Source organism: Microlunatus spumicola (assembly GCF_039536445.1).
Classification (GTDB): Bacteria; Actinomycetota; Actinomycetes; order Propionibacteriales; family Propionibacteriaceae; genus Microlunatus; species Microlunatus spumicola.
In genome coordinates, this window is sequence record NZ_BAAAYR010000005.1 from 147,542 (window position 1) to 158,351 (window position 10,810).

Consider the following 10,810-nt stretch of genomic DNA (forward strand, 5'->3'; position numbering starts at 1 on the left):
GTTCCGTGAATGGCTTCGCCCCTGCCGCCGTCCCCGGTCGGCGTGCACGTCCGGGCGCCCGCCAAGATCAACCTCGCGCTGAAGGTCGGCGCGCCCCGGCCTGACGGCTACCACCCGCTGGCGACCGTCTACCACGCCGTGTCGCTCTACGACGACGTGCACGCCGAGTGGGCCGAGCCGGACGAGTTCGAGCTCGCGGTGTCCGGCGAGGGCGTCGAGGACGTGCCCGTCGACGACACCAACCTGGCGCTCCGCGCAGCCCGCCTGCTCGCCCGCGTGCACGGCGGCCAGGACCGGCTGGGCGTCCGGCTGACGATCCGCAAGGCCATCCCCGTCGCCGCCGGCCTGGCCGGCGGTTCCGCGGACGGGGCCGCCGCGCTGCTGGCCTGCGCGACGCTGTGGGACATCGACCTCGCGCCGGAGGTGCTGCGCCACCTCGGGGCCGAGCTCGGCAGCGACGTGCCCTTCGCGCTCCTGGGCGGCACGGCCGTCGGTGGTGGCCGCGGGGAGGACGTCGCCCCGGCGCTGGCCCGGGGCAGCTACCACTGGGTGCTGGCCTTCGGCCACCAGGGCCTCTCGACCCCGGAGGTCTACCGCCGCTTCGACCAGCTCGTGCCGGACCCGACGCCGCCCGAGGTCCCGCCCGACCTGATGAACGCGCTCCGCGGCGGCGACCCGTACGAGCTGGGGGCCGCCCTGACCAACGACCTGCAGCCGGCCGCCCTCACCCTGCGGCCCGCCCTGCGTCGCGTCCTCGACACCGGCCTCGAGCTCGGCGCCGTCGGCGCGGTGGTGTCCGGCTCTGGCCCGACCTGCGCCTTCCTCGTCGAGGACGAGGAGGACGCCGTCGACCTCGTCGTCGCCCTGAGCGCGGAGGGCATCGCGCGCAAGGTCCTGCGCGCCACCGGTCCGGTCGTCGGGGCCCGCGTCGTCGGCTGAGCCGTCGGACGGGCTCTCCCCGGCCGTGCCGGCGTACGGCTAGCGGTGGTGGCCGCGCCGGGCGAGGTAGAGGTGGGTCGTGGTCCCGGTGCCGTCCGGCTGCCGGATCGCGATCGTGTGCCGCCCCGGCCCGGGCCTGACCAGGGCGACCCAGCCCGCCGCCACCAGGGTCGTCGAGGTGACCGACGGGTCACCGAACAGGTTGTTCGTCGGCAGGTCCACCCGGACGAGTCGCGAGACCCCCTTCACCACCGGCACGACCCGCCCGTCGAGCCTCACCTCGGGCGCGCCCTGCTGGTCGAGCAGCCGCAGCGCCTCGGCCCGCAGCCCCGCCTCGCTCGTGTCCGGGTTGCCCGCCAGGACCTGCTCGTACGCGCTCTGCTCCCACACGCGGGCCCCGACGAACACCCGGTCGTTGGCCCGCAGCCGGCAGGACAGGTCGGGGACGTCGGGACCCAACGGCGCGAAGGGCGCGACGACGTTCACGAAGCGCACGCACCGCGCCACGACGTACGGGTTGCTCTCGTCGGCGGGCAGCTCGAGCACCGTGCGCCACAGCTCGCCGACGAGCCGGCCCGCGACGCGGTCGTTCCGGGGCACCGCGCCCGCCGACGGGGCGAGGCCCACCAGCACCACCAGCGCGAGCACCAGGGCCAGCGCCGCCCGCCTGCCGTTCCGAGGACCGTCCACCGTGCGTCTCCCACCCGTGAGCCCGTGCCGCCCGGACGGACCCGGGCACGGCCACGCTGGCACCGTCCGCGTTCGGGTGTGAAGTGGGTCACCTCGTGCTTGTGCAGCCGTGCCCCCGTGTGCTGCGGGGTCGCGGTCGGGTCGGGTCGGGTAGTGGCTAGGTTCCCCGGCGTGACTGCTCCCGCCGCCGCGGCCCGGCTCGTCCGCCCCCTGCGCCCGCGCGACCCGACGGAGCTGGGGCGGGTGGCCTCCCCGCTGGAGCTGCTCACCGACCTGTGCTTCGTCGTCGCGGTCGGCCAGGCGGCCGAGGCCCTGCACCACGGGCTGACCCACGGCCACGTCGGGGCGGCCCTGCTGGGCTACCTGATGGCCTTCTTCTCCATCTGGTGGGCCTGGCTGAACTTCAGCTGGTTCTCCTCCGCGTACGACAACGACGACGTCGGCTTCCGGCTGCTGACGATCCTGCAGATCGTCGGCGTGCTGACGCTCGCGGGCGGGATCGCGACGCTCGCCGAGGGGGTCGAGGAGGGGTCGGGGCACTTCGGGCTGGTGATCGTCGGCTACGTGATCATGCGGGTCGGGCTGGTGCTGCAGTGGCTGCGCGCGGCCGGCAGCGACCCGGTGCACCGGCGGACCTGCCTGCGCTACGCCCTCGGCATCGTCGTCGTCCAGGTCGGCTGGGTCGGGTTCTTCTTCGCCACCCGCGTCGACGCCCAGGTCGTCCCGCTCTTCGCCGCGCTCGTCGTGTGCGAGCTCCTGGTCCCCGCGTGGGCCGAGCGTGCCGGCCGGACGACCTGGCACCCGCACCACATCGCCGAGCGCTACGGCCTGTTCTTCATGATCGTGCTGGGCGAGACGATCCTGGCGTCGACGCTGGCCGTGCAGGAGGGGTTCACGGGGCCGGGCGAGCACCGCCTGGAGCTCGCCTCGGTGACGCTCGGCGGGGTGCTCGTCGTCTTCGGGCTGTGGTGGCTCTACTTCTCGCGCGAGGCGGCCGGGGTGCTCGAGCGGGCGCAGCGCGACGGCACCGGCGTGGAGTACCTGTTCGGCTTCGGCCACTACGTGATCTTCGCCGCGGCGGCCGCCGTGGGCGCCGGGCTCGCGGCGCGCGCCGAGTACGTGGCCGAGCCGGGGGACGGCCACCTGGACCTCGTCACCTCCGCGGCCGTGACGGTCCCGGTCGCGGTCCTGCTGCTGGCCATGTGGGCGGTGCACCTGCGCCTGCACGACGGGTCGCGGCGGACGGCCCTGCCCTTCTTCGGCGCGGCCGTGGTCGTGCTGCTCGGGACCCCGCTGCCCTTCTCCGAGCTGCTCGCCGGCGCCGTGCTGGCCGTCCTGGTCGTGCTGGAGACCCGTCTCGCCGGGGAAGAGCCGCCGCTCGAGGCGCTGGTCGCCGACTGAGCCGGGCGGCTGGTTCAGGCGGGCTCGCCGTACGAGGCCAGCAGCCGGCGCAGTCCGTCGGCCAGGCCGGCGCGCTCGGGTTCCGCGAGGCCGGCCAGCAGCTCGCGCTCCGCGCCGAGCAGGTCGACCAGCGCGCCGTCGACCGTCGCCCGGCCCTGGTCGGTGAGCTCCACGCGGACCGACCGTCGGTCGTCGGGGTCGCTGTCGCGGCGGACCAGGCCGCGCGAGACGAGCCGGTCCACGCGGTTGGTCATGGTCCCGGAAGTGACGCCGGTCGCCCGGACCAGCGCCCCCGGCGAGGCGCGGTAGGGCTCCCCGGACCGGCGCAGCGCGGCCAGCACGTCGAACTCCCAGCCCTCGAGGCCGTGCCGGCTGAAGGCGGCCGCCCGGACGCGGTCGACGTGGCGGGCCAGCCGGTCGACCCGCGACAGCACCTCCATGGGGGAGGTGTCGAGGTCCGGACGTTCGCGGCGCCAGGCGAGGACGACGTCGTCGACCTCGTCACGGGCGTCGCTCACGCGGTCAGGCTAGGGGGTCGGTCTCTCGACGTCGAGAGATGTCGCTGTCCTCGCGCGGCATGGTCGCGGCGAGCGCGACGATCCCCGCGCACAGGACGGCCGGGACGGCCATGGCGTGGTGGATGCCGACGTGGCGCACGAGGAAGCCGATGACGGCCGGGCCGGCGAGGAAGGCGGCGTAGCCGAAGGTCACGACGACGGCGAGCACCCGGCCGCCGCCGAGGTGGCCGGCGACGGCGTACACCTGCGGGGCGATCATGCCGACGCCGAGCCCGACCAGCGCCCAGCCGGCGACCAGCAGGGGCAGCGAGCTGACCAGCGTCACGGCGAGGTAGCCGAGGGCGGCGCTGACCCCGCCGAAGCGGACGATCGCCCGGCGCCCGAAGCGGGTCACGAGCCGGTCGCCGAACAGCCGGATGACGACCATGAAGCCGCTCACCGCGACCAGGCCGACCGCGCCGGTGGTGGGGTCGACCCGGGCGACGTCGGTGATGTGGATCGAGGACCAGTCGACCGCGGTGCCCTCGGACAGGCCGAAGGCGAGGGCCATGACCCCGAGCACGTACGCCGCCCGCGGGATGCGGATCCGGCCGCCCTCGGCGTCGCGGTGCTCGACGGGCGCGGCGGTGGGGGCGACCCGGACCAGGACGACGAGCACGACGACCGCCACGGCGGCGAGCGTGAGGAGCAGGGGCGTCACGATCGCGCCGCCGGCGAGCCCGAAGGCGGCGGCGAGGCCGAGGACGGCCGCGGCGCCCAGCAGGTTGCCGATGGAGAAGAAGGCGTGGAAGGAGCTCATCACCGGACGCCGGCGGGCCTGCTCCACCTGGACGCCGATCGCGTTCATGGCGACGTCCATGGCGCCGTTCCCGAGGCCGAGCAGCGCGGCACCGACGACGGCCACGGGGTAGCTGTCGGCGAGGCCGAGGGTGACGACGGCGGCGACGAGGACCGGCAGCGCCACGAGGGCGATGCGCCGGGCGCCGACGACGTCGGAGAGCCGGCCGCCGACCTGCATCGACGTGATGCCCGCGATCCCGGCGAGGAAGAGCATCAGCGCGATCTGCCCGTCGCTGACCGCGAGCTTGTCGCGTAGCGACGGCAGGCTGCCGCCCCAGCCGCCGATCAGCAGGCCGTTCACGGTGAACATCAGCGTCACCGCCGTCCGGGCCAGCGGTGCGGCGAGCGGGTGGGACGCCGGGGCGGCCGGCGAGACGGGCGCGACGGAGGCGGTCACGGGTACTCCTTCTTAAACGTTACAGAAGCAGGGTAGACGAGGTGGCCGGGCCGGTGCAAGCGTCCGCCGGGACGCGCCGGGTGACGACGGGGGCACCCGCTGCGTACGCTGGTGCCGGCCGGTCCCCGGTCGGTCTCTCGGACGGCCAGGGCCTCGCCGCACGAAGCGATCCCCGGTTGGTCTGCCGGCAGGGCCCGCCTGACTTTGAATCAGGACCAGCGACGTAGGTTCGACTCCTACCCGGGGAGCAAGGCGCCGGCGGCCAGCGGGCGCAGGCTCAGGACAGACAGGACGTGCGTGTGCCCGTGAGCGGTGCTGTGCCCCCGACCTCCACCCTCGAGGGCGGACCCGTGTCGGCCGTCGTCATCCTTGCCGCCGGCGAGGGCAAGCGGATGCGGTCGTCACGCTCCAAGCTGCTGCACGAGATCGCCGGGCGCACGATGCTGAGCTACGCCGTCGACGCGGCGACCGAGCTGCAGCCGGAGCACGTCGTCGTGGTCGTCGGCCACCTGCGCGAGCAGGTCGAGGCCCACCTCGCCGAGATCGCCCCGCACGTCACCACGGTCGTCCAGACCGAGCAGCGCGGCACCGGCCACGCCGTCCAGGTCGCGCTGGCGGCCCTGCCCGACCTCGCCGGCGACGTGCTCGTCACGTACGGCGACGTCCCCATGCTGACCTCGGACACCCTGGTCGAGCTCGTGGCCGACCACCGCGGCGCCCGTACGGCCGTCTCGGTCCTCACCGCCCGCGTCGCCGACCCGACGGGCTACGGCCGGATCGTCCGTGGCGCCGGGGACGACGTGCTCGCGATCGTCGAGGAGCGCGACGCCAGCGAGGCGCAGCGGGCCATCCACGAGATCAACTCCGGCATCTACGTCTTCGACCCGCAGACGCTGCGCGAGGGTCTGGCCCAGCTCCGCCCCACCAACGACCAGGGCGAGCTCTACCTCACCGACGTGGTCGGCCTGGCGCGCGAGGCGGGCCGGACCGTCTCCGCCTTCGCGACGCGGGACGCCTGGCAGACCGAGGGCGTGAACGACCGGGTGCAGCTCGCGCGGATGAACGCCGAGGTCAACCGGCGCATCCTCGACGGCTGGATGCGGGCCGGCGTGACCGTCGTCGACCCCGCGTCGACCTGGGTGCACGCCTCGGTCGACCTGGCGGAGGACGTGACGCTGCTGCCGCAGACCTCGCTCGAGGGGGCCACCTCCGTGGCCGCCGGGGCGACGGTCGGGCCGAGCACGACGCTCGTCGACGTCGAGGTGGGGGAGGGCGCCACCGTCGTCCGCACCCACGGCTCGCTCGCCGTCGTCGGCGCCGGCGCGACCGTGGGCCCGTACGCCTACCTCCGTCCGGGGACCGTGCTCGGCGAGCGCGGCAAGATCGGCACCTTCGTCGAGACGAAGAACGCCCAGATCGGCGCGCGCGCCAAGGTCCCGCACCTCACGTACGCGGGCGACGTCGAGATCGGCGAGGACGCCAACATCGGCGCGGGCGTGATCTTCGCCAACTACGACGGCGTCACCAAGTCGCGCACGAGCGTCGGCCGGGCGAGCTTCGTCGGCAGCGACTCGACCCTCGTGGCCCCGGTCACCGTGGGCGACGGCGCGTACGTCGGCGCGGGTTCCACGCTCACCGGCGACGTCGGCGCGGGCGAGCTGGCCGTCAGCCGCGCCCGCCAGCGGAACGTCCCCGGCTGGGTCGCCCGCAAGCGCGCCGGCACCAAGACGGCGGCCGCGGCCGAGGCCGCCTCCGCGTCGTCGGGGGCTCCCGACGGCGGCACCCCGTCACCCGACCCGTCCGGCGACGACCCCGTCCGGCTGCCCGAGCAGACCGAGACCGTCGTCCCCGCCCCCCTGAGCGACCAGGCGGTCGTGCCGCCCGGCTCCGACCGACCCGACACCAACGAGAGGGAGTCGTGACCGGCTTCAAGCGGCCGAACGTCAAGCACCTGATGCTGTTCTCGGGGCGTGCGTACCCCGAGCTGGCCCAGGAGGTCGCCGAGATCCTGGACGTGGACATCGTCCCGACCCGAGCGATCAGCTACGCCAACTCCGAGATCTACGTCCGCTTCGAGGAGTCGGTGCGCGGCAGCGACGCCTACGTCCTGCAGAGCCACGCCGCTCCGGTGAACGAGTGGCTGATGGAGCAGCTGATCATGGTCGACGCGCTCAAGCGCGCGTCCGCCAAGCGCATCACCGTGGTCGCGCCCTTCTACCCGTACGCGCGCCAGGACAAGAAGCACCGCGGCCGTGAGCCGATCTCGGCCCGCCTGGTCGCCGACCTGTTCAAGACGGCCGGGGCCAACCGGATCATGTCGGTCGACCTGCACGCGGCGCAGATCCAGGGCTTCTTCGACGGGCCGGTCGACCACCTGTGGTCGCTGCCGGTGCTCGCCGACTACGTCGAGCAGCGCTACGACAAGTCCGAGATGACCGTCGTCTCGCCCGACGCCGGTCGCGTCCGCCTCGCCGACATGTGGAGCGACCGGCTCGGTGTGCCGCTGGCGATCATCCACAAGCGGCGCGACCACGACGTCGCCAACACCGTCGTCGTGCACGAGGTCGTCGGTGAGGTCGAGGGCCGGGTCTGCCTGCTCGTCGACGACATGATCGATACCGCCGGCACGATCTGCCAGGCCGCCGAGGCGCTCGTCGCCCGCGGGGCCAAGGCCGTCATCGCCGCGGCCACGCACGCCGTGCTCTCCGGCCCGGCCGTCGAGCGGCTGACGGCGTCGGCGTTCGAGGAGGTCATCGTGACCAACACCCTCCCGCTGACGCCCGACCGCCGGTTCGAGGCGCTGACCGTCCTCTCCATCGCCCCCCTGATCGCCCGCGCGATCCGCGAGGTGTTCGAGGACGGTTCCGTGACGAGCCTGTTCGACGGGCAGAGCTAGCCCGCCTGGCCGTCGATGTCGCTGGTCCAGAGCGCTCCCTGAGCCTGTCGAAGGGCCCGGAACGGGTCGGCGCTCGGGAACCAGACGACGGAACACAGACGCTGACCTCTGCGAGGCCCTTCGACAGGCTCAGGGAGCGTGGGCGGGACCGATTCGGGCGTACGGCTGTGGTCGGCTAGTCTTCTGAGGTTGCCTCGGCGAGGGTCGCAGACCGTGATCGACAGGGCACCGGCTCCGCGCGGGCCGGCCTGTCGCCCGCTGCGCACCTCCCGGTGCTGACATCCGAGTCCACACACGTCGTTCGAAGCAGTCGTTCGCAATATCGCAAGGAGTTCGTCCGTGCCCGAGGTCACGATCATCGCCGAGGCGCGCACCGAGTTCGGCAAGGGTGCTGCCCGCCGTATCCGTCGTGCCGACAAGATCCCCGCCGTCCTCTACGGGCACGGCACGGATCCGGTCCACATCACGCTGCCGGGTCACGAGACCCTGCTCGCGCTGCGCACCGCCAACGCGCTGCTCTCTATCCAGCTCGACGGGGGCTCGCAGCTCGCCCTGCCGAAGCAGGTCCAGCGCGACCCCATCAAGCGCACCATCGAGCACGTCGACCTGGTGCTCGTCCGTCGTGGCGAGAAGGTCACCGTCGACGTCGCCGTCGTCCTCCAGGGCGAGGCCGCTCCCGAGGCCCTCGTCGACCTGGTCGCGTCGACCGTGTCGATCGAGGCCGAGGCGACGCACATCCCGACCGAGGTCTTCGTCTCGATCGAGGGCCTGCCCGTCGGCACCCAGATCACCGCCGGCGAGCTGCAGCTCCCCGAGGGCTCGACCCTGTCGGGTCTCGACCCCGAGGCGCTCATCGTCAACCTGACGGCCGCTCCGACGGCCGCGCAGATCGACGCCGAGCTGGCCGAGGCCGAGGCCGAGGTCGGCATCGAGCCGACGCTCGCCGAGGACGCCGAGGGCAACGAGGCGCCCGAGCAGCCGGAGTCCTCCGACGAGGACCCCGAAGGCGCTGCGAACGCCTGAGCCTCCACCCGGAGGTAAGGCAGCATGCTCTGGCTGGTGGTCGGGCTCGGTAACCCGGGCCCGACCTACGCCGGTCACCGGCACAACGTCGGCTTCTTCGTCGTCGACGAGCTGGCCCGCCGGGGCGGCGCGCGCTTCTCCCCGGTGAAGGGGATCCGCGCCGAGACCGCCGACGTCCGCGTCGGTGCTCCCGGCGTCGACCAGCAGCGGCTGGTGCTCGCCAAGTCGCGTTCCTACATGAACGAGACCGGCGGGCCCGTCGCCGGGCTGATGAGCTACTACAAGCTCGAGCCCTCCGCCCTCGTCGTCGTGCACGACGAGCTCGACATCGACCCGGGCCAGCTCCGGGTCAAGCTCGGCGGCGGGGACAACGGCCACAACGGCCTCAAGTCGATCCGCCGCTCGCTCGGCACCGGCGACTACTACCGGGTCCGCATCGGCGTGGGCCGCCCGCCCGGGCGCCAGGACCCCGCCGACTTCCTGCTGAGCAACTTCCCGGCCTCCGCCCGCACGGACGTCGAGATCGAGGTGCAGCGCGCGGCCGACGCCGTCGAGTCGCTGGTCGAGCAAGGCCTCGAGCGCACCCAGAGCACCTTCAACTCCTGAGCCACGCTCAGCGCCGGACCGGGGGACCCCCGACGGCGTGGAGCAGCTCGGCCAGCGCCAGCTCGACCTGCTCCTCCGGCAGGCCCTGCTCGCGCCGCAGGATCTGCCAGGTCGTCGCGTCGCAGACCGTCACCACCTGGGCGGCCCTCCGACGACGGTCCTCGTCGGGCACCCCCTTGAGCAGGCTCCCGAACGCCGCCGTGCACCACGCGACGTGGTGCTCGCGGCCCTGCCGCGCGACCTCGGCGAGCCCCTCGACCCGGCCGGCGTCGGCGTACATCTTGGCGATCAGGTCCCCGTACGTCTCGTAGTGCTCGACCAGCGCGTGCAGGAGCACCGGCGCCGGGGCTCCGAGCCCGGCGGAGCGCGACGTGGCGATCCGCCCGAGCTCGCGTGCGGCCAGGGCGACCACGAGCCCGGCCTTGCTCCCGAACCGCCGCAGCACGGTCTGCACCGTCACGCCCGCGCTCCGGGCGACCTCGTCCAGCCGGACGAGGTCGTAGGGCGTGCGTGCGTACTCCACGAGGGTCGCGTCGAGGACGCGGTCCGCCGTCTCCTCGGCCCGCTGCGCGCGTACGGACATCGCGTACGGCCTATTCATGTGTGTTACGTTAACACCAATTGAGGCGAAGGGGCCGACGATGACGGGTGCGGGGACCACGACGACCGACGTGCGACGGGTGCCGACCCGGCTGGGCGAGCTGCAGGTCCACGTCAGCGGCGAGCCGTCGGAACAGCCGGCGGTCGTGCTGTGGCCGTCGATGTTCGTCGACCACCACACGTACGACCGGCTCCTGCCGCTCCTGCCCGGGCGGCGTCTCGTCAGCGTGGACGGCCCGGGGCTGGGCGGGAGCGACCCGCTGCGCCGGCCCAGCTCGATCGCCGAGGCCGCCGACGCCGCCGAAGAGCTGCTCACCGGACCGGCGGCCGCCGGTCTCGGGATCGACGGCCCGGTGGACTGGGTCGGGAACGCCTTCGGGGGCCACGTCGGCTACGAGCTCGCCGTGCGACCCGGGCTGCTGCGCAGCCTGGTGTCCGTCAGTGCTCCGCCCGAGTCCCTCCCGCCGGGGCTGGGTCGTCAGGTCGCCCTGCTGCTCCCGCTGCTGCGGGCCCTCGGACCCGTCGGGCCGGTCCGCTCGGCCATCCTGGGCAACCTGCTGAGCGACGCCTCCGCGAAAGACCCGGCGACCCGCCGGGTCGTGCTCGACAGCCTCGCCCGGCCGACCCGGCGCAGCCTGGCGCTCGCCGTCCGGTCCTTCATCGCCGGTCGGCGGGACGTGACGGGCCTGCTCCCGCGGCTGACCCTGCCGTGCCTGTTCGCGGCCGGTGGGGAGCGGGGGGACTGGAGCGCCCCGGACGCCCGTCGCGCCGCGTCGCTCGCGCCGGGGGCCACGGCCGTCGTGGTCGAGGGGGCCAGCACGCTCGTGCCTCTCGAGCAGCCGCACGCCCTGGCCGCCCAGCTCCGAAGCTTCTGGGGCGGGCTGACGACGTGACCGCCGC

General features: G+C 74.0%; 11 protein-coding genes and 1 tRNA gene. 8 read left to right on the forward strand and 4 right to left on the reverse strand.

The window, feature by feature from the left end; all coding sequences use genetic code 11:
• Nucleotides 1-9 precede the first annotated feature (9 nt).
• A complete protein-coding gene (locus tag ABD665_RS18565) occupies nucleotides 10-939 on the forward strand; it encodes a 4-(cytidine 5'-diphospho)-2-C-methyl-D-erythritol kinase (RefSeq protein WP_204911125.1) in 930 nt (309 codons plus the stop codon).
• 39 nt (nucleotides 940-978) lie between these two features.
• On the opposite strand, the gene ABD665_RS18570 is transcribed toward ABD665_RS18565, so the two are convergent.
• Complete coding sequence (locus ABD665_RS18570; protein WP_204911126.1) at nucleotides 979-1,629, reverse strand: hypothetical protein; 651 nt, start codon at nucleotides 1,627-1,629, stop codon at nucleotides 979-981.
• A 171-nt stretch (nucleotides 1,630-1,800) separates the two neighbouring features.
• Here ABD665_RS18570 and ABD665_RS18575 point away from each other — a divergent pair, with 171 nt between their 5' ends.
• Complete coding sequence (locus tag ABD665_RS18575; protein ID WP_204911127.1) at nucleotides 1,801-3,030, forward strand: low temperature requirement protein A; 1,230 nt, start codon at nucleotides 1,801-1,803, stop codon at nucleotides 3,028-3,030.
• A 14-nt stretch (nucleotides 3,031-3,044) separates the two neighbouring features.
• Here the strand turns inward: ABD665_RS18575 and ABD665_RS18580 are convergent, their stop codons facing one another.
• Nucleotides 3,045-3,548 carry a MarR family winged helix-turn-helix transcriptional regulator gene (locus ABD665_RS18580; RefSeq protein WP_344742708.1) on the reverse strand — a complete coding sequence of 168 codons (504 nt, stop codon included), beginning with the start codon at nucleotides 3,546-3,548 and terminating at the stop codon, nucleotides 3,045-3,047.
• Nucleotides 3,549-3,552: 4 nt separating this feature from the next.
• A complete protein-coding gene (locus ABD665_RS18585; RefSeq protein WP_344742710.1) occupies nucleotides 3,553-4,785 on the reverse strand; it encodes an MFS transporter in 1,233 nt (410 codons plus the stop codon).
• A 169-nt stretch (nucleotides 4,786-4,954) separates the two neighbouring features.
• Here ABD665_RS18585 and ABD665_RS18590 point away from each other — a divergent pair.
• The 5 genes from ABD665_RS18590 to pth all read left to right on the forward strand — a co-directional run bounded on the left by ABD665_RS18590 (nucleotide 4,955) and on the right by pth (nucleotide 9,310).
• Nucleotides 4,955-5,033, forward strand: a tRNA-Gln gene (locus ABD665_RS18590).
• Between the two features lie 102 nt (nucleotides 5,034-5,135).
• Complete coding sequence (gene glmU, locus ABD665_RS18595; RefSeq protein WP_344742712.1) at nucleotides 5,136-6,707, forward strand: bifunctional UDP-N-acetylglucosamine diphosphorylase/glucosamine-1-phosphate N-acetyltransferase GlmU; 1,572 nt, start codon at nucleotides 5,136-5,138, stop codon at nucleotides 6,705-6,707.
• Nucleotides 6,704-7,681, forward strand: a complete 978-nt coding sequence (locus tag ABD665_RS18600; protein WP_204911128.1) for a ribose-phosphate diphosphokinase — start codon at nucleotides 6,704-6,706, stop codon at nucleotides 7,679-7,681. Before glmU ends, ABD665_RS18600 begins: the two co-directional genes overlap by 4 nt.
• A gap of 339 nt (nucleotides 7,682-8,020) precedes the next feature.
• The gene (locus tag ABD665_RS18605; protein ID WP_204911129.1) at nucleotides 8,021-8,704 is read left to right on the forward strand and encodes a 50S ribosomal protein L25/general stress protein Ctc; all 684 of its coding nucleotides are present in this window, start codon (nucleotides 8,021-8,023) and stop codon (nucleotides 8,702-8,704) included.
• A 24-nt stretch (nucleotides 8,705-8,728) separates the two neighbouring features.
• Entirely contained in the window at nucleotides 8,729-9,310 is a 582-nt protein-coding gene (gene pth, locus ABD665_RS18610) for an aminoacyl-tRNA hydrolase (RefSeq protein ID WP_204911130.1), read from the forward strand.
• A gap of 7 nt (nucleotides 9,311-9,317) precedes the next feature.
• Here pth and ABD665_RS18615 read toward each other — a convergent pair whose 3' ends face one another.
• Nucleotides 9,318-9,911: a TetR family transcriptional regulator gene (locus ABD665_RS18615; protein WP_204911131.1), complete on the reverse strand. Its 594-nt coding sequence runs from the start codon at nucleotides 9,909-9,911 to the stop codon at nucleotides 9,318-9,320.
• A gap of 40 nt (nucleotides 9,912-9,951) precedes the next feature.
• Between ABD665_RS18615 and ABD665_RS18620 the strand changes: the two genes are divergently transcribed.
• Complete coding sequence (locus tag ABD665_RS18620; protein ID WP_204911132.1) at nucleotides 9,952-10,803, forward strand: alpha/beta fold hydrolase family protein; 852 nt, start codon at nucleotides 9,952-9,954, stop codon at nucleotides 10,801-10,803.
• Nucleotides 10,804-10,810: the final 7 nt, after the last annotated feature.

Coding starts and splice junctions, on each gene's coding strand:
- ABD665_RS18565 (WP_204911125.1), top strand. CDS start 10: ATGGCTTCGCCCCTGCCGCCGTCCCCGGTCGGCGTGCACGTCCGGGCG.
- pth (WP_204911130.1), top strand. CDS start 8,729: ATGCTCTGGCTGGTGGTCGGGCTCGGTAACCCGGGCCCGACCTACGCC.
- ABD665_RS18615 (WP_204911131.1), bottom strand. CDS start 9,911: ATGAATAGGCCGTACGCGATGTCCGTACGCGCGCAGCGGGCCGAGGAG.
- ABD665_RS18620 (WP_204911132.1), top strand. CDS start 9,952: ATGACGGGTGCGGGGACCACGACGACCGACGTGCGACGGGTGCCGACC.